This window comes from Kitasatospora sp. NPDC005856 (genome assembly GCF_040629945.1).
Taxonomy (GTDB): domain Bacteria; phylum Actinomycetota; class Actinomycetes; order Streptomycetales; family Streptomycetaceae; genus Kitasatospora.
In genome coordinates, this window is the sequence record NZ_JBEXWT010000065.1 from 18,075 (window position 1) to 42,487 (window position 24,413).

Annotated in this window: 19 protein-coding genes and 1 tRNA gene; 9 read left to right on the top strand and 11 right to left on the bottom strand. The window is 73.0% G+C overall.

Annotation, left to right across the window (positions count from 1 at the left end; translation table 11 throughout):
* Positions 1–8: 8 nt before the first annotated feature.
* The 3 genes from ABZ449_RS30275 to ABZ449_RS30285 all read right to left on the bottom strand — a co-directional run bounded on the left by ABZ449_RS30275 (position 9) and on the right by ABZ449_RS30285 (position 3,277).
* Complete coding sequence (locus ABZ449_RS30275; RefSeq protein WP_360352594.1) at positions 9–1,175, bottom strand: HTTM domain-containing protein; 1,167 nt, start codon at positions 1,173–1,175, stop codon at positions 9–11.
* A 119-nt stretch (positions 1,176–1,294) separates the two neighbouring features.
* A complete protein-coding gene (locus tag ABZ449_RS30280; RefSeq protein ID WP_360352556.1) occupies positions 1,295–1,957 on the bottom strand; it encodes a DUF5819 family protein in 663 nt (220 codons plus the stop codon).
* Positions 1,958–2,056: 99 nt separating this feature from the next.
* Positions 2,057–3,277, bottom strand: a complete 1,221-nt coding sequence (locus tag ABZ449_RS30285) for a rhodanese-like domain-containing protein (protein ID WP_360352558.1) — start codon at positions 3,275–3,277, stop codon at positions 2,057–2,059.
* Positions 3,278–3,551: 274 nt separating this feature from the next.
* Here ABZ449_RS30285 and ABZ449_RS30290 point away from each other — a divergent pair, with 274 nt between their 5' ends.
* Positions 3,552–6,368 carry a SpoIIE family protein phosphatase gene (locus tag ABZ449_RS30290; protein ID WP_360352560.1) on the top strand — a complete coding sequence of 939 codons (2,817 nt, stop codon included), beginning with the start codon at positions 3,552–3,554 and terminating at the stop codon, positions 6,366–6,368.
* Positions 6,369–6,450: 82 nt separating this feature from the next.
* On the opposite strand, the gene ABZ449_RS30295 is transcribed toward ABZ449_RS30290, so the two are convergent.
* Positions 6,451–7,164 carry a hypothetical protein gene (locus ABZ449_RS30295; protein WP_360352562.1) on the bottom strand — a complete coding sequence of 238 codons (714 nt, stop codon included), beginning with the start codon at positions 7,162–7,164 and terminating at the stop codon, positions 6,451–6,453.
* A 254-nt stretch (positions 7,165–7,418) separates the two neighbouring features.
* Positions 7,419–9,185, bottom strand: coding sequence for a phosphatidylglycerol lysyltransferase domain-containing protein (locus tag ABZ449_RS30300; protein ID WP_360352595.1), 1,767 nt, complete (start codon positions 9,183–9,185; stop codon positions 7,419–7,421).
* A gap of 397 nt (positions 9,186–9,582) precedes the next feature.
* Between ABZ449_RS30300 and ABZ449_RS30305 the strand changes: the two genes are divergently transcribed.
* Both ABZ449_RS30305 and ABZ449_RS30310 read left to right on the top strand, forming a co-directional pair.
* Entirely contained in the window at positions 9,583–10,236 is a 654-nt protein-coding gene (locus tag ABZ449_RS30305) for a response regulator transcription factor (protein ID WP_360352597.1), read from the top strand.
* Positions 10,233–11,378: a histidine kinase gene (locus ABZ449_RS30310; RefSeq protein WP_360352564.1), complete on the top strand. Its 1,146-nt coding sequence runs from the start codon at positions 10,233–10,235 to the stop codon at positions 11,376–11,378. The genes ABZ449_RS30305 and ABZ449_RS30310 overlap by 4 nt, the downstream gene beginning before the upstream one ends.
* Positions 11,379–11,467: 89 nt before the next feature.
* Here the strand turns inward: ABZ449_RS30310 and ABZ449_RS30315 are convergent.
* A tRNA-Leu gene (locus ABZ449_RS30315) sits at positions 11,468–11,551 on the bottom strand.
* Positions 11,552–11,973: 422 nt separating this feature from the next.
* Here ABZ449_RS30315 and ABZ449_RS30320 point away from each other — a divergent pair.
* The 6 genes from ABZ449_RS30320 to pknB all read left to right on the top strand — a co-directional run bounded on the left by ABZ449_RS30320 (position 11,974) and on the right by pknB (position 20,462).
* Complete coding sequence (locus tag ABZ449_RS30320) at positions 11,974–12,840, top strand: DUF3662 and FHA domain-containing protein (protein WP_360352565.1); 867 nt, start codon at positions 11,974–11,976, stop codon at positions 12,838–12,840.
* Between the two features lie 46 nt (positions 12,841–12,886).
* On the top strand, positions 12,887–13,441 hold the full coding sequence (locus ABZ449_RS30325) for an FHA domain-containing protein (protein ID WP_360352567.1): 555 nt from the start codon (positions 12,887–12,889) through the stop codon (positions 13,439–13,441).
* A 53-nt stretch (positions 13,442–13,494) separates the two neighbouring features.
* The gene (locus tag ABZ449_RS30330; RefSeq protein ID WP_360352569.1) at positions 13,495–15,105 is read left to right on the top strand and encodes a protein phosphatase 2C domain-containing protein; all 1,611 of its coding nucleotides are present in this window, start codon (positions 13,495–13,497) and stop codon (positions 15,103–15,105) included.
* Positions 15,106–15,262: 157 nt separating this feature from the next.
* Positions 15,263–16,639, top strand: coding sequence for an FtsW/RodA/SpoVE family cell cycle protein (locus ABZ449_RS30335; RefSeq protein WP_360352599.1), 1,377 nt, complete (start codon positions 15,263–15,265; stop codon positions 16,637–16,639).
* The gene (locus tag ABZ449_RS30340; RefSeq protein WP_360352571.1) at positions 16,636–18,093 is read left to right on the top strand and encodes a penicillin-binding transpeptidase domain-containing protein; all 1,458 of its coding nucleotides are present in this window, start codon (positions 16,636–16,638) and stop codon (positions 18,091–18,093) included. The genes ABZ449_RS30335 and ABZ449_RS30340 overlap by 4 nt, the downstream gene beginning before the upstream one ends.
* A 260-nt stretch (positions 18,094–18,353) precedes the next feature.
* Positions 18,354–20,462: a Stk1 family PASTA domain-containing Ser/Thr kinase gene (gene pknB / locus ABZ449_RS30345; protein WP_360352573.1), complete on the top strand. Its 2,109-nt coding sequence runs from the start codon at positions 18,354–18,356 to the stop codon at positions 20,460–20,462.
* 154 nt (positions 20,463–20,616) lie between these two features.
* Here the strand turns inward: pknB and ABZ449_RS30350 are convergent, their stop codons facing one another.
* The 5 genes from ABZ449_RS30350 to ABZ449_RS30370 all read right to left on the bottom strand — a co-directional run bounded on the left by ABZ449_RS30350 (position 20,617) and on the right by ABZ449_RS30370 (position 24,327).
* Positions 20,617–21,471 carry a class E sortase gene (locus tag ABZ449_RS30350; protein ID WP_360352574.1) on the bottom strand — a complete coding sequence of 285 codons (855 nt, stop codon included), beginning with the start codon at positions 21,469–21,471 and terminating at the stop codon, positions 20,617–20,619.
* 37 nt (positions 21,472–21,508) lie between these two features.
* The gene (locus tag ABZ449_RS30355; protein WP_360352576.1) at positions 21,509–22,594 is read right to left on the bottom strand and encodes a class E sortase; all 1,086 of its coding nucleotides are present in this window, start codon (positions 22,592–22,594) and stop codon (positions 21,509–21,511) included.
* Positions 22,595–22,599: 5 nt separating this feature from the next.
* Positions 22,600–23,262, bottom strand: a complete 663-nt coding sequence (locus ABZ449_RS30360; protein ID WP_360352578.1) for an aminodeoxychorismate/anthranilate synthase component II — start codon at positions 23,260–23,262, stop codon at positions 22,600–22,602.
* 55 nt (positions 23,263–23,317) lie between these two features.
* Positions 23,318–23,500: a hypothetical protein gene (locus ABZ449_RS30365; protein WP_360352580.1), complete on the bottom strand. Its 183-nt coding sequence runs from the start codon at positions 23,498–23,500 to the stop codon at positions 23,318–23,320.
* A 68-nt stretch (positions 23,501–23,568) separates the two neighbouring features.
* Complete coding sequence (locus tag ABZ449_RS30370) at positions 23,569–24,327, bottom strand: DUF881 domain-containing protein (RefSeq protein ID WP_360352601.1); 759 nt, start codon at positions 24,325–24,327, stop codon at positions 23,569–23,571.
* Positions 24,328–24,413 lie beyond the last annotated feature (86 nt).

Here is a 24,413-nt window from a genome sequence, read left to right on the forward strand (position 1 = left end):
GCGACATCCTAGGGGCCCGGCCTCCGCCGGATCCGACTCAGCCGCGCCGCCGCCCACAGCAGTGCTCCGGTCGGCAGGAACACCGCGTCCGCCGCGATCATCGCGAGCGAGAAGACCGGCAGCCCGAGCACCACCGCGATCCCCACGTGCTCCAGCACCATGACGGCCAGCAGGCCGTTCTTGACCCGCCGGTTGAGCAGCGTGAACGGGAACGCCACCTGGAGGACCACGGTGCCGTACGAGATCAGGAAGACCGGCAGCAGCGCCGAGCCGACCAGCGCGGACAGCCCCGGCCAGGGGGTGAAGTAGTCCAGGTGCAGCGGGTAGTACAGCGCGGTGCCGTCCTGCCAGCGCGAGCCCTGCACCTTGTACCAGCCGGCCGTGGCGTAGATCAGCACCACCTCGACGGCGATCACCAGCATCGCGCAGTTGTGCACCATGTTCGCCAGCGCGTCGAGCACCGCCCGGGGCTCGCCGTCCGGCCGCAGCCGGCCGAGCGTCCACCAGGTTCCGGCCACCGCCCAGAGCCCCCAGAACAACGGCGACCAACCGAGGTACGGGAAGGCCCGGTCCGTCCAGGTCAGGCCGTCCCCGGCGAAGCCGCCGAACTGACAGGCCGCCAGGACGGCCCCGAGCACCGCCCAGAGCACCACCCCGGCCCGTCCCGGCCCCCGCCGGCGGGAGTCCAGCGACCAGACCTCGGCGCAGCGGGTGAAGACCAGGTAGACCGCCATCAGGTGGACGACGTTGTCGCCGCCGTCGCCGAGGAAGACGTCGCGGTTCTGCAGGGAGAGCACGGTGACCAGGAACAGCACCGTGCTCGCCCTGGTCCGCCAGCCCAGCAGCACGGCGAGGGCCGCCAGCACCGCCAGGTGGTAGACCAGCTCGAACCAGAGCCGTCCGCCGAACCAGGGCAGCACGGTGAACGCCCCGTTGTCGGTCAGCAGCCGCTCGGCCAGATCCGCCGACCAGGGGGAGCGGTCGCCGTACAGCACCCGCCGGTGGGGCCACTCGCGCAGCAGGTGGGCCAGCCAGACCAGCCCGAAGCCGATCCGCACCACCGCCGCCTGGTGGCGGCCGAGCGCCCGCCCGGTGAAGGCCTCCATCGCCCGCCCGAGCGGGACCCGCGGCGCCCGCGGCGCCCGCGGCGCCCGCGGCGCCGGCCCACCCTCCACCGGCCACCCGGCCCCGGCCTGCCGCGGCACACCGTCGGGCGGCACCGGCCCGTCCGACGGCGCCGACCCCTCCGACGGCACCGCCCCGTCCGGCCGACCGACCCGCACCGTCGCCTCGTTCATCCGAGCAGCCCCCGGTAGTCCTCGTCCGTCACCGGCCACCACGGCAGCTCCCGCACCCGGGGCGCCGGCGGCGCGGCCTCACCGCTCCAGGACGGCGGCGGGACGGTGGCCGCGGTCGACCGGAACTGGATCTCCACGACCCGTCCGCCGTCCGCCTCCCGGCCGATCCGCTGCAGGGCGATCCGCTTGAGGTACTGCTCGGCGAGCCTGCCGCGCGGGGAGGCCGGGGTCTCGTCCTGCGGGTTGTGCGAGCCGTCGTAGAAGTCCCAGGCCCGGCGCAGCAGGTTCTGCTCGACGTGGCTGGGCGCCGGGTTGCCCCGTATCGCGGCGATGTCCTGGGCGGTCAGTCCGATCCAGTCGTGGGTGCGGGTGGCCCCGTCGGGCGCGACGGTACGGACCCGCGCGTCCACGCTCACGTTCTGCTGGAGCGGGTTGGGCGCGAACAGCTTCCAGTTCTGCTCGAACTCCGGGTACACCACGCCGTCGAGCTCGTCCCGGTACTGCCGGGACACCGAGTTGGCGGGCGCGACGTGCAGGAACACCGCGGCGAGGAACAGCCCGGTGCCACCGGCCAGCACCGCCCCGGCGAAGCCGAGGACCAGCTGCGCGGGTCTGGACCAGGCCCGCCCGGCAGCCGGCCGGTCCGTCGTCTCGGTCATGGCCTCCCCCGACCCGGTCGGCGGGCGCCACCGACCCGGTGCCGGCGCGCTCGCGCGCGCCCATCCTGCCGCACGGCACGGGCGGCGGGTGCCGGACCGTCAGAGGACGAACGCCTCCTGGCCGGTGCTGCTCACCATCGGACGGCCCGCGCCCTGCCAGGCGTGCATCCCGCCGTCCACGTTCACCGCGTCCCGGCCCTGCTGCACCAGGTACTGGACGACCTGCGCGGAGCGGCCGCCGACCCGGCAGAGCACGTACAGCGTCTCCTCCGGCAGCTCGCCGAGGCGGGCGATCACCTCGCCGATCGGGATGTGCAGCGCGCCGTCCACGTGGCCGGCGTCCCACTCGTCCTGCTCGCGCACGTCCAGCAGGGCGGCGTCGGCGGGCACGGCGGCGGCTTCGGCGGAGGGGATCTGCGGGAACATCGTGTGGCTCTCCTGGGATTCGGTGGGGTGCGTGTCATTGTCGCCCACCGGCGCCGTGGCGTGGCCGCCGGAGGACGGGTCGTCGGCCGGTGCCGGGCCGCCGAGCAGCCGCTGCAGCTCGGCCTGCCGTTCGGCGGCCTTGGCCAGCAGCTCCTCGGCGAGCTGTTCCAGCAGCCGGTCCGGGTCCTGCGGGGCCAGGGCGAGCAGCTGGCCCATCGGGGTCTGCTCCAGCCGGACCTGCTCGGCGGCGGTCCCGGCGATCTTGGCGGTCAGCCAGTCCAGCCGGCGGCGCAGCCAGTCCGCGCGGTCGGGGGCGTCGACGGCGGGCGCGGCCTCCGGCGCGGTGGACCACTCGGCGGCCAGGGCCCCCAGAGCGGTCGCGTCCCCGTACGCGTAGGCCTCGTTGACCCGGGCCAGGAAGGCGGCCCGGCGCTGCTGCTCGGCCTGGTCGGTGGTCAGGTCGGGGTGGGCGCGGCGGACCAGCTCGCGGTAGATCCGCTGGGCCTCCTTGCCGGGCCGCACCCGCTCCGGCGCGGCGGGCGGCGGCGGGGCCGCGTCCCCGTCCTGGCCGGACTGCTCCCGCACCGAGTCGAACAGCGCGTCCAGGTCCGGCAGCTCCTCGACCTGCCGGCGCGCCTCGGCGGCCCGGCGCAGGTCCTCCGGCCGGCCGGTGCGGGCCGCGACGGCCTCGGCGACCAAGGCGTCCAGCTCGTCCAGGCGGGCGTACAACGGGCCGAGCAGCTGGTGGTGGATCAGCGCGAAGTTGTCGATCTCGACCCGCAGCGTCTGCACGTCCACGTCCATGCTGAGCCAGGCCAGCTCGGCGGCGGCGACCCGCTCCTCCAGTGCCTGCTGCTCCGGGTCCGTCCAGCGGGCGGGGCTCTGCGCGCTCACTTCTCGCCTCTGTCTCGTCCGGCCGGCTGCGTCCTGAGGACCACCCGTACGGGCGGTCCGGCCTGCCACCCTACCGCCGTGGTCGCGGGCCCCGTCCGGGTGAACCGGGGGTACGGACCGGCGTGCGGCGCGCGACACGCAACCGATCCTGAGGAATCTCCCCGTTTCGGTGTCGAGCCCGGCCCGGTCCGTGCTTCGCTGGTATCCGCACAGCGTGCCTCCGGAGCGACGGCCGCCCCCGGGCGCGGCGGCCAGGCGGGAGCAGAGCGAATCCATGGTGGCCGAGTCCAACTCCACACCGCGGCCGGCGGGCGACGGAACCGCGCCGGGTGACCACCCGACGGGTGTGGCCGCCCTCGTCCGGCTCGTCCCCGTCCTGGTCGACCGGTCCGGCCGGATCGCGCGGTGGGGCCGGGCCGCCGAGGAGCTGTTCGGCCACCGCGCCGACGTCGCCCACGACCGCCCGGCCTCCGGCCTGTTGCCCGCCCTGGAGTCCCGGGTGCACGAACGCTGCTCCGTCCGCCGGGCCTGCGACGCGTTCGACACCCTCGCCGAGCGGACCGCCGACGGCCGCCCCTGGACCGGCCGGCTGACCGTCACCGACCGCGAGGAGCACCAGCGCGACGTGCTCTGGTGGGCCTACCCGCTGCCCGGTCCGGCCGGCGGACTGCTGGCGCTGGCCGCCGACGCACGCCCGCTGCGCGCCACCGGGCCGCGGCTCGCGCTCGGCGAGCGGCTGCTCCCCTTCGCCGCCGCTCCCGGCGCCCGGGGCGGCTTCCACGCCCTCACCGCGGCGCTCACCCCGGCCGGCCGGCCGGTGCCCGAACCGCTGGCCCGGCTGCTTGCCGCCGGCCACCGCGACGCGCTGCTGGCCGCACTGGAGCGGGGCGGGCTGCCCGCCCTGCGGCTGGACCCGGCCACCGTGCTGCCGGTGCTGCCCGCCGACGCCCAGACCGGTACGGCGCACGCCGCCGCCGGGCTCGGCCGCCGCTACCCGACTCCCCAGCAGCGCGCCGCCCGGGTCGGCCCGCCGCCGCAGCCCGAGCACGGCGCGCCCGGCCGTCGGCCGCCCGGCCCGCTGCCCGTCCAGCGCGAGGCCGCCGAGCGTCCCGTCGCCCAGTCCGCCGTCCCCTCCGCCGTCCAGTCCGCCCTCGTCCCCGACGTCCGGCCGGTGGCCGCCGTCGGCGGCGCCGCGGCGGGCGGCGGCCCCTCCGTCCCGCCCCCCGCCTCCGGCCGGGAGACGCCCCCGTCCACCGCAGGAGCCTCCGCCATCGAGCACACCACCGTCGAGTCCGCCGTCGAGCCGTCCACCGACGGCCCCCCGCCGCAACGCACCGACCAGGACCCGCCCGCCACCGTCCCGGTCCCCGCCCCCGCCCCCGGGGAGGGCCCGCCCGGCGGGCGGCTCGGCACCTTCCTCACCAACGGGCAGGCCGGCGAGCAGCTGGCCCTGCTGAACGAGGTCGGCGGCAAGGTCGGCACCACGCTGGACCTCGGCTTCACCGCCCACGAGCTGTGCCAGGTGCTGGTCCCCCGGATCGCCGACTTCGCCTGCGTGGACCTGGTGGACGGGCTGATCTCGGACTCCGAGCTGCCGGCCGCCCGCCCGGACGACGACACCATGCTGCGCCGGGTCGCCCTGGTCTACAACGAGACCGGCGGTGCCTGGGACCACGTGCTCTCCGAGGGCTCGCTGGTCAGCATGCCCCGCCGCACCCCGCCCGGGATGGCCCTGCAGCTGAACCAGCCGGTGCTGGTCCCGGTGGTCAGCTCGGACGTCGCGGTCGACTACGCGATCGCGCTCGGCGGCGCCCAGCTGGCCCCGGTGGTCACCGGCCGCTCGATGCTGGTCGTCCCGCTCTCCGCCCGCGGCACCGTGCTGGGCATCCTCAAGCTGCTGCGGCTGCCGGACCGCGCCCCCTTCGACGAGGGCGACGCCGCCACCTTCAAGGAGCTGGCCGCCCGCGCCGCGCTGTCGCTGGACAACGCCCGGCTGCACCGCGCCGAGTCGCGGGTCGCCACCACCCTGCAGCGCTCGATGATCCCGACCCGCCCGCCGCAGATCCCCGGCGTGCAGATCGCCCACCGCTACCTGCCCGGCGACCCCAAGGCCGAGGTCGGCGGCGACTGGTTCGACGCGATCCAGCTGCCCGGCAGCCGGGTCGCCCTGGTGGTCGGCGACGTGATGGGCCACGGCCTGCACTCGGCGGCCGCGATGGGCCGCTTCCGCACCGCCATGCAGACCCTCGCCGCCCTGGACCTGCCGCCCGGCCAGCTGCTGCGCCACCTGGACAACCTGGCCCACAAGCTCGGCGACGACCACCTCGCGACCTGCCTGTACGCGGTCTACGACCCGATCAACCGGACCTGCGAGCTGGCCAGCGCCGGCCACGTCCCGCCCGTCCTGGTGCACCCGGACGGCACCGGCGAGCTGCTGGAGATCCCGGCCGGCGCGCCGATCGGCGTCGGCGGGGTGCCGTTCGTCGCCAAGACCATCGACGTCTCGGACGGCTCGATGCTGGTGCTCTGCACCGACGGCCTGGTCGAGGTCCGGGGCGGGGACATAGGAGCCGGCCTGGCCGCGCTCTGCGGCAACCTGATCGACCCCCAGCAGAGCCCCGAGCAGGCCTGCGACGAGGTGCTGCGGAGGCTGCACTCGGACGACCGCAAGGACGACGTCGCCCTGCTGGTGGCCCGCTTCGACGGGGTCGCCCCGTCCGAGGTGGCCACCTGGGACCTCACCGTGGACCACCGCGAGGTCCGCCGGGCCCGCTCGCTGGTGCGCGAACAGCTGGCCGGCTGGCACCTGGAGGCGCTCAGCGACACCACCGAACTGCTGGTCAGCGAGCTGGTGACGAACGCCGTCCGGGTCGCCCGGGACACCGTGAAGCTCCAGCTGATCCGGGTGGACAAACTGCTGGTCGAGGTCAGCGACGACAACCACAACCTGCCCTCGCTGGAGCCGGCCGAGCAGCTCGGCGAGACCGGCCGCGGCCTCACCCTGGTCACCAAGCTGGCCGAACGCTGGGGCACCGCCCGCAAGGCGGTGGGCAAGGTCGTCTGGTTCGAGCTCCCGCTCCCGCACGCCTGACCGGCCGCGCCGACGGCAGCCGGACGCCGAACGGCCGCGTACGGGAGCCCGTACGCGGCCGCTGGAGCGTCATCTGCTCCCGTCAGGGGATGACGGCCCCCGCCGAGCGGCGCCGCCGGGCCTCCACCGCGACCTCCCGCGAGGCGGCCGCGGCCACCGAGGCGGCGGCGCCGACCCCGGCCAGCACCCTCGGCCAGAAGTCCCCGAAGACCTCGACCGAAACGGCGATCAGCAGCGCGGTGATCACCGCGACCACGTGCTCCAGGCCGGCCAGGTTCGGCAGCACGACCGCCTCGCCGATCATCACCGCCACCACCAGTCCGCCGGTGAACCAGGCCCGGCAGCGGAACGCGATGCAGATCGCCAGCGCCACCACCGCGGCCGAGGGCCCGGTGTCCCGCACGTAGGCGACCCACTTCGGGAAGCCGAACAGGTGGTGCGGCCCGATCGCCACGCCGACCCGGGCGAACAGCGTGCCCGCCAGGGTGCAGGTGTAGGCGACCACCAGGGTCATCCGCCGGCCGAGCACGATCTCGGCGATCGCGAAGACCACGAACACCTGGGCCAGCGCCCCCCAGACCGGAAGGTCCAGCGCCGGCACGTACAGGGAGAGCGGGGTCCGCAGCAGCGAGACATCCAGCGGCAGCGCCGCCCGCACCACCCCGATGTTGTTGACGAAACGCTCGCCGCCCGGCAGGTGCTGGACGATGCTGAACAGCAGGATCAGAAACGTCGCCAGTGTGGCCAGCGGAACAGCGGCGAACTTCTTTCGCACCACCGCGTTCCGGACCGTCACGAACAGCGTTCCCCACTCGGCGACAGCGGCCGATCCGGCGATTGCCAGCGGCCCCTTTCGCACGCCCCCCGCGTGGGTCCTGTTAATCACAGCTTTCTCCGAATCCCCGAACTCTCGACTACTCCAACATTAGAAGCCGCTTGACAAAGCCACATCGGCACGGATGGGGAGCCGGGTCATCCTCTGGGGGGAGGCGATCCCCCCATCAGCCCCCCATTTCGACCGACCGGCCCCCTCCGCCCCCCGACGGAGGGCTACCCCTTCCCCTCCCGGGCCGCCACCGGGACCCGGGGCGCCGCCACGGCGGCCCGGGCGTGCCGGCGTCGGAACAGGGCGGGCAGGCTCGGCGCGACGATGAATCCCTCGGCGCGCGCGCTCGCGATGCCGATCCGCGGAATCTCGCTGCTCTTCTCGAAGAGCAGGTAACGCGGTTCCCAGATCGGCCGGTACTTGGCATTCGCGCGGTACAGCGACTCGATCTGCCACCAGCGCGAGAAGAATCCCAGGGTCGAACGCCACAGCCGCAGCACCGGACCGGCGCCGAGGCGCGAACCGCGCTCGAAAACCGAGCGGAACATCGCGAAGTTCAGCGACACCCGCTTCAGCCCGACCTCCTCGGCGCGCTGCAGCAGCTCGATCACCATGAACTCCATCAGGCCGTTCTCGGTGTCCCGGGCCCGGCGCATCAGGTCCAGCGAGAGCCCGTCCGGGCCCCAGGGCACGAAGCTGAGCAACGCCTTGAGCTCGCCGTCGCCGTCGTGGCACTCCAGCATCACGCAGCGGCCGTCGCCCGGGTCGCCGAGCCGGCCGAGGGCCATCGAGAAACCGCGCTCGGTCGCGCCGTCGCGCCACTCGTCGGCCTTGGCCACCAGCTCGGCCATCTCCGTCTCCGAGATGTCCTCGTGGCGGCGGATCCGCACCGTGTACCCGGCCCGCTTGACCCGGTTGTAGGCCTGCCGGACCACCCGCATCGCGCGGCCGTCCAGCGAGAACTCGTCCAGCTCGACGATCGCCTCGTCACCCAGCTCCAGCGCGTCCAGCCCGTGCCGGGCGTAGATCACCCCGGCCTCCTCGGAGGCGCCCATCACGGCCGGCGCCCAGGCGTGCTCGCGGGCCTCGGACAGCCAGGCGTCGATCGCGCCCGGCCAGGCCTCCGGGTCGCCGATCGGGTCGCCCGAGGCGAGCGAGACGCCGCCGATCACCCGGTAGGTGACGGCCGCCTTGCCGCTGGGGGAGAAGATCACCGCCTTGTCCCGGCGCAGCGCGAAGTAGCCGAGCGAGTCCCGCTCGCCCTGCTTGTCCAGCAGGCCGCGCAGCTTCGCCTCGTCCTCGGCGGTGAGCAGCTCCTTGCCGCGCGGGCTGCGGAAGGCCACGTACAGCACCAGCAGGAAGAGCACCGCGCCCATCGCGTTGATCGCGGCGTTCACCCAGGTCGGCGCGGCGATCACCGAGCGCAGGTGCTCGGACGGGGTGATCGTGATCATCCGGCCGACCGAGTAGCGGAACAGGTCCCAGAAGCCGGCACCGGACAGCTCGTTGGTCAGCCAGACCAGCAGCGCGCCGACCACGCCGCCGAACGCCAGCCCGCCGACGAAGGTGGCCGCCGCGGTCTTCGGGTTGGAGCTGTCGCCCTTGGACGTGAACTCCCTCCGCCCGATCAGCAGCGTCAGCACGAACAGACAGGTCAGGACGGTGGAGACGTAGTTGAGCGGGTGGGTGTCGAACCGCTCGTCCGGCACCAGCATGGCCGCCAGGTACAACAGCGCGAACATCCCGCCGAGCGCCGTGTTGAAGATCCACGCGGCCCGCTTGCGCCGCCGCATCGCGATCGCGAGGAACACCGACAGCACCGCGCTGGCCAGGCCGGCGGTCATCAGGTACGGGGTGAAGTACTCGCCCTCGTTGTGCTCGTAGACCTGGTCACGGAAGGGCACCAGGAGCACCGTCGCCACGTTCAGCAGCGCGATCAGTCGCAGGTACCAGACGGAGGCCGCGGCGGCCCTCGGACGCCAGCGGTCCAGCGCGCCGTCGGGCCGGGGCCCGTGGGACGTGGCGGACGGCTCCGACTTCACAGTGGACGACACAGCTCAATTCCAAACGATCAGATGGTGGGGCGCATCCGCGAACGGCCCGACGCCGGGCGCCCGCTCGGGCCCGACGGACTGACCGGCGACCTCACCCGGCCGACCGCACGAATGGAAGAAGCGGCCGGAAAAGGTCAGCCAACTCCATGTTTCCCCACCGAAGCTGAGAATTGCGTGAACCGGGTAGCGGATTCCCACCCCCGCCGAACGGCGGGGGTGAGCACCGCCCGAGCGTTCGGCACCCCCCTGCGGCAACCCCTACTCTCAAAACAACCACGCGGACCGCCCGCCCGGCCGCCCGAACCGAGGAGGCACCATCACCACCACCCGCGTGCTGATCGTCGACGACGAGATCCTGGTCCGCTCCGGCCTGGGCCTGATCGTCGGGTCCGCCGACGACCTGGAGGTGGTCGGCGACTGCTCCGGCGGTCAGGCCGAGGAGCACGTCCGGCGGCTGCGCCCGCACGTGGTGCTGCTCGACATCCGGATGCCCGACCTCGACGGCATCTCGGTGCTGCGCCGCCTGCGCGCCCTGCCCGACCCGCCCGCCGTGGCGATGCTCACCACCTTCGACACCGACGAGTACATCGGCACCGCGCTGCGGGCCGGCGCGGCCGGCTTCCTGCTCAAGGACACCGCTCCCGATCAGCTGGTGCACGCCGTCCGGGTGCTCGCGGCCGGCGGCAACATCCTCTCCCCGACCGTCACCCGCACCGTGATCGGCGGCTACGTGGACGGCGGCGGCCCGGACGCCGAGGCCACCGCGCTCGCCCGCACCCTCACCGGCCGCGAGCTCGACGTGCTCGCGCTGCTCGGCGAGGGCCTGTCCAACGCCGAGATCGCCGACCGGCTCTTCCTCGGCACCGGCACGGTCAAGGACCACATCAGCGCGATCCTCGGCAAGCTCGGCGCCGCCAACCGGGTCCAGGCCGCCGTCCTGGCCCACCGGGCCGGTCTGGTCCGGCCCAAGCCCGGCGACGGGGCATGACGGCCGCCGACCACCTGCCCTCCAGACGGCTGCCGGCCTGGTGCACCGCCCCCTGGCTGATGCTGCTGCTGCCCGTCCTCTACTCCCTGCTGGACGCCGCCCTGGTGGCCCGGGAGGCCGCCTGGTGGCAGGTGGCGCTGTCCACGCTGGCCGCCGTCGCCCTGTTCTGGCGCCGCCGCTTCCCGGTGACCGTGCTGCTGCTCACCATGCCGGGCAGCTTCGTGGACGAGATCTGGCTGGCCCCGATCACGGCCGTCTACTCGGTGGCCGCCGAGCGTCCCCGCCCCCGGGTCGTGATCCCCTGCGGCGTCCTGTTCGTCCTGGTCGAGTTCTTCCACTGGCCGCTGCCCGAGGACCTCATCGACCTCAGCCGCGCCACCGCGCTGGACGCCATCCAGGCCGTGATGCTGGCCGCCGGCCCGGCCGCCACCGGTCTGCTCGCCCGCACCCGGCGGGAGCTGGCCGCCCGGCTGGACGAACTGACCCGCGGCCAGGAGCGGGAGAGCAGGCTGCTGGCCGAGCGGGTGCTGATCAGCGAGCGCGGCCGGCTGGCCCGGGAGATGCACGACGTGGTCTCGCACCAGGTCAGCCTGATCAGCATCCAGGCCGGAGCGCTCCAGGTGAGCAGCGCCGACCCGGCGGCCGTGACCGCCGCCCGCACCATCCGCGAACTGTCCGTGCGGACCCTGGACGAGCTGCGCCAGATGGTCGGGGTGCTGCGCGGCACCGGCGGGCTGCCGGACGCCCCGCTGGCCCCGCAGCCCCGGCTGGCCGACCTGCCCCGGCTGATCGAGGAGAGCGGCCTGGCCGCCGACTCCGAGCTGCTCCCCGGCGACCGCCCGTGGCCGGAGGCGGTGGAGCGGGCCGCCTACCGAACCGTCCAGGAGGCGCTCACCAACATCACCAAGTACGCCCCGGAGGCGGCGGTGCACGTGCGGGTCCGGGCGAAGGGCCGCCGGCTGCGGGTCGAGGTCCGCAACGAGGCCCCGTCGGTGCGCCCGGCCGAGACGCTGCCGGGCGGCGGCCACGGCCTGGTCGGCCTGCGCGAGCGCGCCCAGCTGCTGGGCGGCACCCTCACCGCCGGGCCGACCCCGGACGGCGGCTTCGAGGTCCGCGCCGAACTCCCGGCCAGCCGCGACTGATCCGCCCCGGAAACGGCACCGGTGGCCGCCGGGCCCGGAACGGACGACAAAAAAGCCCCGCAGATCCGTAGATCTGCGGGGCTTCGCTGTGCGCGAGGGGGGAGTTGAACCCCCACGCCCTTTCGGGCACTGGAACCTGAATCCAGCGCGTCTGCCTATTCCGCCACCCGCGCATGGGTGTTGTCCTCGTTGCCGACCGATCTTCCGGGGCGCTCGGTACCATCGGTACTTCGCACTTCCTTGGACCGGCCTCCCTTTCGGGCGGCCCTTCCGACGTGGAAAACATTAGCACGACCTGGGGGACTGCTCCGAATCCGTTGTCCGGGGACCCCGGCGACACCCGAACCGATGCCCGACGAACGCCCGTACGACTGCCGGAAGGTTGCTCCGACGGGCACACCTGGCGTGCCGTACCCGAAATGCGTCACCCTGTGTGTCCGAGCCCACCCCCGGGCACCACACGGTCCGGGAACCGTACGGAAGGGCCCGGCGTGGATACGATCAGTACGGAAGTACCGCAAGTAGGAGGCGCGACCGGGTCCCGGGCGGGATCCGGCCGGCAGGCAGGCGAACGAACCCTGGAAGGGGGTGCCCCATGGGAGTGCTGAAGAAGTTCGAGCAGCGGCTCGAGGGTCTCGTCAACGGCACCTTCGCCAAGGTGTTCAAGTCCGAGGTCCAGCCCGTGGAGATCGCCGGGGCGCTGCAGCGCGAGTGCGACAACAACGCGAGCATCTGGAACCGCGACCGCACCGTCGTGCCGAACGACTTCATCGTCGAGCTGAGCCCGCACGACCACGAGCGGCTCAGTCCCTACTCCGGGCAGCTCGGCACCGAGCTGGCCGGCATGGTCCGCGAGTACGCGGAGGCCCAGCGGTACACCTTCATGGGCCCGCTCCAGGTGAACCTGGAGAAGGCCGACGACCTGGACACCGGGCTGTACCGGGTGCGCAGCCGCACCCTCGCCGCCGAGGAGCCCCCGCAGCAGCAGTACGCGCCGCCGCAGCCCGGCTACGACCGTCCGCCGGCCGCTCCGGCCCCCGGCGCCCCGTGGCAGCAGCCCGGCGCCGGACAGTACAACGCGCCCCCGCCGCCGGCCGCGCCCCCCGCGATGCCCCCCGGTCCGCCCGCACCCGCCGGCGGCAACGTCCGGGCGTTCCCCGGCGCGGGCCACGGCGGCGCCGGGATGCGCCGCTGGGTCGAGGTGAACGGCGCCCGGCATCAGATCACCGGCTCGGCCTGCGTGCTCGGCCGCTCGACCGAGGCGGACGTGCGGATCGACGACCCCGGGGTCTCCCGCAAGCACGCCGAGATCCGGCCCGGCACCCCTTCGATGGTGCTCGACCTGGGGTCCACCAACGGCATCGTGGTGGACGGACAGCACACCCAGCGCGCTACGCTCCGCGACGGCTCCCGAATCGTCGTGGGCTCCACCACCATCGTCTACCGGCAGGTCGAAGGGTAGTGTCCGAATTGTTCGCGCGCCTCGCTCACCGACTGGCGGGACGGTCATGTCAGAACTGACCCTCACGGTCATGCGTCTGGGCTTCCTGGCCGTGCTGTGGCTGTTCGTCATCGTCGCGATCCAGGTGATCCGCAGCGACCTGTTCGGCACCAAGGTGAACCCCCGCTCCTCCCGTCGCGGCACCAACGCGGCGACCGCCGGCGGCGCGGCCACCGCGACCGCCGCCCCCGCCGCGCGTGCCGCGGCGCCGACCCAGGCCGGCCCGGCGGCGGGCCAGACCCAGGGCGGCGGGGGCCGCCGTCGCGGCGGCCCGACCCAGCTCGTCGTGGTGCAGGGCTCGCTGGCCGGCACCACGGTGGCGCTCCAGGGCCAGACCATCACGCTCGGCCGCGCGCACGACTCCACCATCGTGCTGGACGACGACTACGCGTCCTCCCGGCATGCCAGGATCTATCCGGATCAGACTGGGCAGTGGACGGTCGAGGATCTAGGCTCCACCAACGGCACCTATCTGGACCGGCAGCGCCTGACCGCGCCCACCCCGCTCCAGCCGGGCATGCCGATCCGTATCGGCAGGACCGTCATCGAACTGCGGAAGTAGTAGCGCATGAGGGACAGCATCCCGTCCATGACCCAGAGGGGGGCACAGGTCGCATGACCCTGGTGCTGCGCTTCGCCGCCGGCTCCCACAAGGGACTGATCCGGGAGGGGAACGAGGACTCCGGCTACGCCGGGCCGCGGCTGCTGGCCGTGGCCGACGGCATGGGCGGTGCCGCGGCCGGCGAGGTCGCGTCCTCCGAGGTGCTCGGCTCGATCGTCCGGCTGGACGAGGACGTGCCGGGCGCCGACCTGCTGACCCTGCTGGGCGACGCCGTCCAGGGCGCCAACGACCGGCTCCGTCAGATGGTCGAGGAGGACCCGCAGCTGGAGGGCATGGGCTGCACCCTGACCGCCATGCTGTGGACGGGCCAGCGGATGGGCCTGGTGCACGTCGGCGACTCCCGCGCCTACCTGCTGCGCGACGGCTCCCTGGTGCAGATCACCCAGGACCACACCTGGGTGCAGCGCCTGGTCGACGAGGGCCGGATCACGCCCGAGGAGGCCGAGACCCACCCGCAGCGCTCGCTGCTGATGCGGGCGCTGGACGGCCGCGGCCAGGTCGAGCCCGACCTGTCGATCCGCGAGGTCCGGGCCGGCGACCGCTACATGATCTGCTCCGACGGCCTCTCCGGCCCGGTCAGCCACCAGACCCTCCAGGACACCCTGGGCAGCTACTACTCGCCCGAGCAGACCGTGCAGGAGCTGATCCAGCTCGCGCTGCGCGGCGGCGGTCCGGACAACATCACCTGCATCGTGGCGGACGTCATCGACGTCGGCGCCACGGACACCATGAGCGGCCAGTTCAACGACGTCCCGGTGGTCGTCGGCGCGGTCGCCGACGCCCCGCCGTCCTCGGCCGCCGCCGACCGCTCGATCGCGGACACCCCGGCCGGCCGCGCCGCCGGCCTCGGCCGCGGCCCGCAGGGCGCCTTCGGCCCCGCCGAGGGCTACCAGGCGGGCTACGGCGCCGAACAGGGCGGCTTCGGCCCCGCCGAGGGGTACGAGGGCGGCTACGGCTCCGGCGAGCCCTCGGTGTACGGCACCGAGGACTTCGACGAGGACCGGCCCGCCAAGCGCAAGCGCAAGGGACTGACCGTCTCGCTGGCCGTCCTGGTCACGCTCGGCCTGCTCGGCGGCGCCGGCTGGTTCGGCTACCGCTGGACCCAGGACCAGTACTACGTCGGCACCCAGGACGACCACGTCGCGATCTACCAGGGCATCAACCAGAACCTGGCCGGTCTGAGCCTGTCGTCAGTGCACTCCTCGTACAGCAAGATCCAGCTGAAGTGGCTGCCCGAGGACCAGCAGGTCCACGTGAAGAAGACCATCTCGGTCGGCAGCATGAAGGACGCCCAGTCGACGGTCAACGAGCTCGACGGCTGGGTCCAGCTCTGCCAGCGGGCCGCGAAGGCCACCGCCCCGGCCGCACCGCCGGCCACCCAGGCGGTGCAGGCCGCGTACCCGGCCACCACGCCCACCCCGACCGAGAAGAACCGCGGCCCGGCCGCGGCGAACCCCTCCACCGCGCCCTCGGCCACGCCGACCGCTCCGGCGGCACCCGCCCCGGCGCCGGGCACCACCCCTCCGGTGGCCGGCGCGCAGGGCGACCAGGCTCCGCTGACCGACGAGGAACTCAGCCGGGCCAACTCCTGCCCGAAGCAGTGACGTCCGTGATCCGACACAGGTCCGCCCCGCGCGGGCTGGCCGGCCGTCAGGGAGCGGTCACCACGTGAGCAGCTACGACCTGAGCGAAGAAACCACCCGGTCCGGCCGGCGCCGGGCGGCCGAACGCGCCGTCCCCCGCCGCCGGGGCAACACCACGATCTCCCCGCAGGAGGCGCCCAACCGGCGCAACACCGAGCTGGCCATGCTGGCCTTCGCGGTGCTGCTGCCGGTCCTCGCGTACGCCAACGTCGGCCTCGCGATGGACGGCAAGCTGCCCGCCGGCATGCTCGGCTACGGGTTCGGCATGGGTGCCCTGGCCATGGTCGCGCACCTGCTGGTGCGCCGCTTCGCGCCGTACGCGGACCCGCTGATGCTGCCGATCGCCACCCTGCTGAACGGGCTCGGGGTGGTGATGATCTGGCGGCTGGACAAGGCGGGCAAGCTGCTCCGGGGCAACTACCCGGCGGCCGAGAACCAGCTGATGTGGTCGGCCCTCGGGATCGCCGGCTTCATCGCGGTGATGGTGCTGCTGAAGGACCACCGGGTGCTCCAGCGCTACACCTACATCTCGATGGTGGTGGCCCTGGTCCTGCTCGCCGCGCCGGCCTTCTTCCCGTCCCGGGACGAGGACTTCGGCGCCAAGATCTGGATCCGGCTGGGCAGCTTCTCCATCCAGCCCGGCGAGTTCGCCAAGATCGTCCTGACGGTGTTCTTCGCCGGCTACCTGATGGTCAAGCGGGACGCCCTGGCGCTGGCCAGCCGCCGGTTCATGGGCCTGTACCTGCCGCGCGGGCGCGACCTCGGTCCGATCATCGTGATCTGGCTGCTCAGCCTGTTGATCCTGATCTTCGAGAACGACCTGGGCACGTCCTTCCTGTTCTTCGGCCTGTTCGTGGTGATGCTCTACGTCGCCACCGAGCGGACCAGCTGGATCCTGTTCGGCCTGCTGATGTCGGTCGGCGGCGCGGTCGCGGTCGCCTCGACCGCCAACCACGTGAAGATCCGCATCAACGCGTGGCTCGACCCGATGGCCGTCTTCGGCCCGAACCCGCCGAAGGGCGCCACCGAGCAGATCGGCCAGTCCCTGATGGCGCTCGGCTCCGGCGGGGTCACCGGCTCGGGCCTCGGCCAGGGCCGCTCCTGGCTGATCGGCTTCGCGGCCAAGAGCGACTTCATCCTGGGCTCCTTCGGCGAGGAGCTCGGACTGACCGGCCTGATGGCGATCTTCCTGCTCTACGCGCTGCTGGTGCAGCGCGGCCTGCGCACCGCGATCGCCGCCCGCGACCCGTTCGGCAAGCTGTTCGCCGTCGGCCTGTCCTCGGCGATGGCGCTCCAGGTCTTCGTCGTGGCCGGCGGTGTCACCGGGCTGATCCCGCTGACCGGTATGACCATGCCGTTCCTCGCCCAGGGCGGTTCGTCCGTGGTCGCCAACTGGGCGCTGGTCGCGATCCTGCTGAAGATCAGCGACAGCGCGCGCCGCCCCGGGGCCGAACCGGCCCCGACCACCGAGGGCCAGGGAGGACCCGCCCGATGAACAAGCCGATCCGCCGGGTCTCGATCTTCTGCCTCGTGCTGATCCTGGCCCTGATGGTGCGCACCAACTGGGTGCAGGGCGTCCAGGCCGAGTCCTGGGCGACCGACAAGAACAACAAGCGCCAGCTGTACGACCGGTACGCCCACCCGCGCGGCAACATCATCGTCAGCGGCCAGCCGGTCACGAAGTCCGACTTCGTCAACGGCCTGCGCTACAAGTACAAGCGCTCCTGGGTCGACGGCCCGATGTACGCCCCGGTGACCGGCTACTCCTCCCAGGCCTACGGCTCCAACCAGCTGGAGAACCTGGAGGACGGCATCCTCTCCGGCACCGACGACCGGCTGTTCTTCCGCAACACCCTGGACATGCTGACCGGCGAGCAGAAGCGCGGCGGCGACGTCGTCACCACCATCAACGCCAAGGTCCAGAAGGCGGCCTTCGACGCCATGGGCAACAAGAAGGGCGCGGTGGTCGCCCTCGACCCGAAGACCGGCGCGATCCTGGGGCTGGTCTCCACCCCGTCCTACGACCCCGGCACCTTCGCCGGCGGCGAGGCGGCCGACACCAAGGCCTGGACGGACCTCAACGCGGACCCGAACAAGCCGATGCTCAACCGGGCGCTGAAGGAGACCTATCCGCCCGGCTCGACCTTCAAGCTGGTCACCGCGACCGCCGCGTTCGAGAACGGCCGCTACCAGAGCATCGACGACGCCACGGACACGCCCGAGCCGTACATCCTGCCGAACACGAGCACCCAGCTGAAGAACGAGAGCCCGAACGAGCGCTGCGAGAACGCCACCGTCAAGTCCGGGATGGACCAGTCCTGCAACACGGTCTTCGCCAAGATGGGCGCGGACCTGGGCAAGGAGCGGATGCGGGCGCAGGCCGAGAAGTTCGGCTTCAACAGCACGATCGACACCCCGGTCCGGTCCGAGAAGAGCGTCTTCCCGGACAGCGCGAGCCTGGACGGCACCGCCCAGGACTCGATCGGCCAGCACGACACCCGCGCCACCCCGCTCCAGATGGCCATGGTCTCCGCCGCGATCGCCAACAACGGCAGCCTGATGCAGCCGTACCTGGTCGACCAGGAGCGCTCGGCCACCCTGACCACCGTCTCCAAGCACACCGAGAAGCAGTTCTCCCAGGCGATGAGCCCGGCCACCGCGCAGAAGATGCAGGACCTGATGGTCTCGGTGGTCGAGAACGGCACCGGCACCAACGCCAAGATCCCCGGCCTCCAGGTCGGCGGCAAGACCGGCACCGCGCAGCACGGCGAGGACAACGCCGGACTGCCCTTCGCCTGGTTCACCTCCTGGGCGAAGACCCCGGACGGCCAGTCGGTCGCGGTCGCGGTGGTGGTCGAGGACGGTTCCCAGAACCGCGACGGCATCAGCGGCGGCCGGCTCGCGGCCCCGATCGCCAAGGCGGTGATGCAGGCCGCACTCGGCAAGTAGGAGCGGGGATCCGGGGTGAGGGAAGCGTCACGATCGGCCGTCCCGTCCGGATACCGGTCTGATATCGGCCGACGGCTGACTCCGGTCCAGTGCGGTGCGACCGGTAGCGTATCCGCAAGCAGCGGGTGTGCCCGTTGCCGCCCGCGAGGCACCGCACGGCCCGGCCGGAGAACCGGTCGCGGACCGCGCGGCGTCACCCAGAGCGTGCGGGGACACCTACGTCACAACCTCACCGGCGGGTGAGGGAGAGGGTCGGAACTATGGAAGAGCCTCGTCGCCTCGGCGGCAGGTACGAGCTCGGCGGCGTCCTCGGACGCGGCGGCATGGCCGAGGTGTACCTCGCCCATGACACCCGACTCGGCCGCTCCGTCGCAGTGAAGACGCTCCGGGCCGACATGGCCAGGGATCCGTCGTTCCAGGCCCGCTTCCGCCGCGAGGCGCAGTCGGCGGCGTCCCTGAACCACCCCGCGATCGTCGCCGTGTACGACACCGGCGAGGACTACATCGACGGCATCTCCATCCCGTACATCGTGATGGAGTACGTCGAGGGGTCCACGCTGCGCGAGCTGCTGCACTCCGGCCGCCGGCTGCTGCCCGAGCGCGCCCTGGAGATGACCATCGGCATCCTCCAGGCCCTGGAGTACTCGCACCGGGCCGGCATCGTGCACCGCGACATCAAGCCGGCCAACGTGATGCTGACCCGGCAGGGCAACGTCAAGGTCATGGACTTCGGCATCGCCCGTGCGATGGGTGACGCCGGTATGACCATGACGCAGACCTCGGCCGTCATCGGCACCGCCCAGTACCTCTCCCCCGAGCAGGCCAAGGGCGAGCAGGTCGACGCCCGCTCCGACCTCTACTCCACCGGCTGCCTGCTCTACGAGCTGCTGACCGTCCGCCCGCCGTTCGTCGGCGACTCGCCGGTCGCGGTGGCCTACCAGCACGTCCGGGAGGAGCCGCAGCCGCCGTCCGTCTTCGACCCCGAGGTGCGCCCCGAGATCGACGCGATCGTCCTGAAGGCGCTCGCCAAGGACCGGGACTACCGCTACCAGACCGCCGACGAGATGCGCGACGACATCGAGCGCTTCCTCGACGGCCTGCCGGTGGCCGCCGCCCAGCAGGCCGCGTACGGCATGGGCGCGGCCGGGTACGGCTACGACCAGAACGGCTACCCGCAGCAGCACGACCCGTACGGCCAGACCAACGTGCTGCCGCAGCAGCCGGGCGGCGGTCCGACCACCGTCCTGCCGCAGGCCTCCGGGCAGCCCGGTTACGGGCAGCAGGGCGGCTACCAGGACGACGGCTACGGCCAGAGCTACGCGGGCGCCGCGGGCGGCGGCAACGACGGCTACGGCCGCGGAGGCCGGCGGGGCGAGGACGCGCCGAAGAAGAGCAACACCTCCTGGGTCGTGCTGGCGGTGGCCGCCGTGCTGGTCCTGGTCGGCACCTTCTTCGTCGCCCAGGCGATGTTCGGCGACAAGGGCACCAAGGAGGCCGCGAAGGTCACCGCCCCGAACCTGGTCGGCAAGACCCTGGCCGAGGCCAGGACGGCCGCCGCCGGGGCCGGCCCCAAGCTCGTGGTGACCGAGGGCGACAAGATCGCCTGCCCGGACACCAACGTCAAGAAGGACCAGGTCTGCACCCAGACCCCGACGGCGGGCACCCAGGTCGCGGAGACCTCCACCATCACGGTGCAGGTCTCCTCGGGCCCGGCCAAGGCGCAGATCCCCAGCGTGGTCGGCAAGCCCAAGGACCAGGCCGTCAAGGCGCTCGCCGACCTCGGCTTCACCAACGTCACCACCGAGTACAAGGACGACGACAACGCCGCGCAGGACACCGTCACCGCCCAGGACCCGGCGGCCAACGCGGCCGTCGACCCGAGCGCCGCGATCAAGCTGACCGTGTCGCAGGGCAAGGCCAAGGTGAACGTGCCGAACGTGGTCGGCGCCCAGAAGGAGGACGCGACGGCCACCCTCCAGGGCCTCGGCTTCCAGGTGGACGCCTCGAAGACCGCGCCGGCCCCCGACCCGAGCAAGGTCAACACCGTCTCCTTCCAGTCGATCCCGGCCAACACCAAGGCCCCGGCCAACTCCAAGATCGCGCTGACCGTCTTCAAGGCGCAGGACAAGCCCCAGGTCCCGCCGCTGCAGAACGTCAAGCTGAGCGACGTCGGGCCCCAGCTGCAGAAGCTCGGCCTGACCTACATCGTGGTCAGCGGCCCTTCGGACCCGAACGCGACGGTGCAGCAGACCAACCCGCCGGCCGGCACCGCGGTCGACCCGAACACCCAGATCCAGCTGTACACCAAGGCGGCCGAACCGCCCAAAGGGGGCGACCCCACCACCACACCCCCCAAAGGGGACCACTAGGCCTCCGATATTCCCCTGGTTCGACTGAGCCGGGGGACCAGCAGCACGGAGCACGCCCGAGGGCCCGCCGCAACGCTTGCGGCGGGCCCTCGGGCGTTTCCGTACCCGGCCCCGGAAGGTCCCCGGGAGGTCCCGAGGAGGCCTGTGAGGGGCCTCAGGAGCGCCGCAGCTCCGGCGGCGGGGTGCGCTTGGCGTCCATGTCGTCCACCCGCACCAGGCTGCCCCAGACGGCCATCCGGTAGCGCGAGGTGTACACCGGCGTGCAGGTGGTCAGCGTGATGTAGCGGCCGGGCCCGGCGTAGCCGGAGCGGGCCGGGACGGGCGCCACGATGCCGGTGTCGTACTTGGACGTCTCCGCCAGGGTGTTGTCGACCTTGTAGACGTACCACTTGTCCCGGGTCTCGACCACGACCGCGTCGCCCTGGCGGACGGCGTCCAGGTCGTGGAACTTGGCGCCGTGGCCGTCCCGGTGGGCGGCCAGCGCGAAGTTGCCCTGCTGGTCCCAGGGCATCGCGGCCTTGTACGGCTGCTCGTACACGCCGGCCACGCCGTCGTCCAGGACCTCGGTGGAGGTGCCCATCCGGATCAGCACCTGGAAGCCCCTGCCCATCGCCGGGACGTGCAGGAAGCCGACGTCGGCCCCGACCTCGAACTCCTTCGGCGCGGACGCGGGCCCGGCTCCGGGGGCACCGGGCCCACCGGGGGCGCCGGAGGCACCGGGGGCCGGGGCGGCACCGGGCACGGCCGAGGGACCGGGGACCGGGCCGGCGGCCCAGCTGCTGCGCAGCCGGTCGGCGGCCGCCGAGGCCGAGCGGTCCGCCTGCACGTTGGTCCACCACAGCGAGTAGGCCACGAACAGGCCGAGCACCAGGCCCAGAGTGATCAGCAGCTCACCGAAGACCCCCAGCGCGACCAGCGCCCGGCTCCGTCCCCGCCCGGCGCGCGGATCGGGCAGGGAGGAGGCCTCCCCCCGCTCCGGTTCGGCCGACTGCGCGCTCTCGTCCTGCATCTGCGGTGCTCCCCCTCCGGGCCGGACGGCCGGGCGGCTACCCGCCCGTGATCGCGGCCGGCTTGCCCTGGGCACGCGGCCGTTCCTCGATCATCTTGCCAAAGACGATGAGACGGAACTTGGAGGTGAACTCCGGGGTGCACGTGGTCAGCGTGATGTAGCGGCCGGGCCCCGTGTACCCGGCGCCGTTCGGCACCGGCTTGATCACGCTCACGTTGTTCGGGGAGGTCTCCGGGATGCCCCCGGTGACCTCGTAGGTGTAGTAGCCGGCGGCCGTCTCCACCACGATCTTGTCGCCCTTGCCGAGCTGGTTGATGTACCGGAACGGCTCGCCGTGGGTGTTGCGGTGGGCGGCCAGCGCGAAGTTGCCGGCCTTGTCGCCCGGCATGCCGGTGCCGGAGTAGTGGCCGACCAGGCCGTTGTCGAGCACCGCCGACTTGGAGGTGCCCTCGGCGATCGGGAACTTCAGCCCCAGCTTGGGCAGGTGGATGATGGCGAAGCCCTTGCCGGGCTCGAACACCTCGGGCTTGTTCGGGTCCGGCGCCGGCTGGCCCGGCTTGACGGGCGCGGCGGCGTTGAACTGCTGCTCCAGCTCGTTGCGGGCCCCGTCGGCGGCCTGGTCGGCCTGCACGTTGGTCCACCAGAGCTGGTACGCCACGAAGAGCAGCATCACCACGCCGAGCGTTATGCACAGCTCGCCGACGCCCCGGGCGGCCACCACCAGCGGGGACTCCTTGGGGCGCGCCCGCCCGGCGGCGCGGCCGCCCGCCCGGCGCCGGCCGTTGCCGGAGCGCAGCGAGGTGCGGCCCTGGGCGGCCCGGCGGCGCTCGGCCCGGCCGCCGGTGGGGGCCGGTTCGGCCGGCGCGCCGATGTCCGGGGGCAGCCGCAGCTGGAGGGTCTGGTCGGGCAGCCAGGGGTACTCGGGCCCGTCCACGATGGGTTCCCGGGCCTGCTCGTACACGCCCCAGGCGTCCTCGGGCGCGGTCTGCACCGGGTGCTGCCCGTAGGGCGCACCGCCGGTGCCGTCGTCCTGGCCCGGGTACCGGGGTCCGCCGTACTGCTGCACGGTGCCGTACGGGTCCGCCTCCGGCTGGAAGCGTCCCTCCGGACGCAGCGCGGTCACGCCGGTCAGCCTCGGCCGATCACCGGGGCGAGCCCGGCCGACCGGTCGACCGCCTGCGGGAAGCCGCACTCCGCGAGCCAGTTGGCGAGCATCCGGTGACCGCCCTCGGTGAGCACCGACTCGGGGTGGAACTGCACGCCCTCGACCGGCAGTTCACGGTGCCTCAGGCCCATGATCACGCCGCTCCCGGTGCGCGCGGTGACCACCAGCTCGGCCGGCACGGTGGCCGGCTCGACCGCGAGCGAGTGGTAGCGGGTCGCGGTCAGCGGCGAGGGCAGGCCCTCGAAGACCCCGCCGTCCTCGTGCTCGACCGGCGAGGTCTTGCCGTGCAGCAGCTCGGGCGCCCGGCCGACCACCGCGCCGTACGCGGCCGCGATCGACTGCAGGCCCAGGCAGACGCCGAACAGCGGCAGCCCGATCCGGGCGCAGTGGTGCACCATCTCGATGCAGACCCCGGCCTCCTCGGGGGCGCCGGGACCGGGGGAGAGCAGCACCCCGTCGAAGCCCTCCTCGCCGGAGCGGCGGACGGCGTGCTCGACGGTCACCTCGTCGTTGCGCACCACCTCGCAGGTGGCGCCGAGCTGGTACAGGTACTGGACCAGGTTGAAGACGAAGCTGTCGTAGTTGTCCACCACCAGGATGCGGGGCGGGGTCGTCCGGGTCGTCATGCGCGCGTGGTCTCCGTGGGGTGCGGTGCGGGAGGGGGGTGCGGGGCCCGCCGGCTCAGCCGGTCGCGGCACCGTCGCCGCCGCCGTCCACTGTGACGTCGCCGAAGGGGAGCAGCGGTTCCGCCCACGGGAAGACGTAGGTGAAGAGGAGGTAGACGATCCCCAGGACGAGGAGCAGCGAGACGACGGCCCGGACCAGGGTGTTCCCCGGGAGGTGACGCCAGATCCAGCCGTACATGGTGCTCCCTCGACGTAGCGGACTGGGTTAAAGAGTAGACCCGCCGTGCACGGCCGGGGGCCGGTCCGCTACTGCTGCCCGCCCGCCGACCGCAGCTCGGTGGTGCCGGAGTAGCCGGGCAGGTTCAGCTCGCCGCTCTCCTGGACCTTCCAGCCCAGCCCGTACGCCTGGACGTACTGGAGGTACTTGCGGATCGTCGGGTCCGCGTCGACGGCCGAACGCAGGGCGTCGGTCCGGCCCACCGCCTTGACGACGTACGGCGGGGAGTAGACCCGGCCCTGGAGCAGCAGGGTGTTGCCGACGCAGCGGACGGCGCTGGTGGAGATCAGGCGCTGGTCCATCACCTGCACGCCCTCGGCGCCGCCCCGCCACAGCGCGTTGACCACGGCCTGGATGTCCTGCTGGTGGATGACCAGGTCGTTGACGCCGGGCTCGGCCACCCCCGGGATGCGCGCGGTGGCGTTCGGCGGGGCGTCGTTGAGGGTGACGGTCAGGCCGCCGCCCTGGAGCGGCTCCAGTGCGGCGCCCGTGCGCAGGCCGTCCAGCTGTGCGAGGTCGGCGGGGTCGTGGCCCTGCTGCTCGGTGAGCTGCTGGGCGCGGGTCTGGAGGTCGGCGAGCTGGGACTGCGCCTGCTGGTTCTGCGCGCTGCGCTGGCGGATCACGTCGCCGAGGCTGAGCAGCGAGTTGTCGGTCCGCAGGTCGGTGCCGCGGGCGGTCTGCGCGCTGATGTAGAAGAGCAGACCGGCGAGCGCGAAGACGGCGCAGGTCAGGGCACGTCCGACAAATCGGGTGCCGGAGCGGCGGGTAGCGGCCGGCTCGGGGGGAATCGACAAATTAGTCACCGTACCCTTATCTCCTCAAGACCCGCCGAGCCACTACGCTAACGGACGCCGGTGGCATGTGGCGGAGCGGT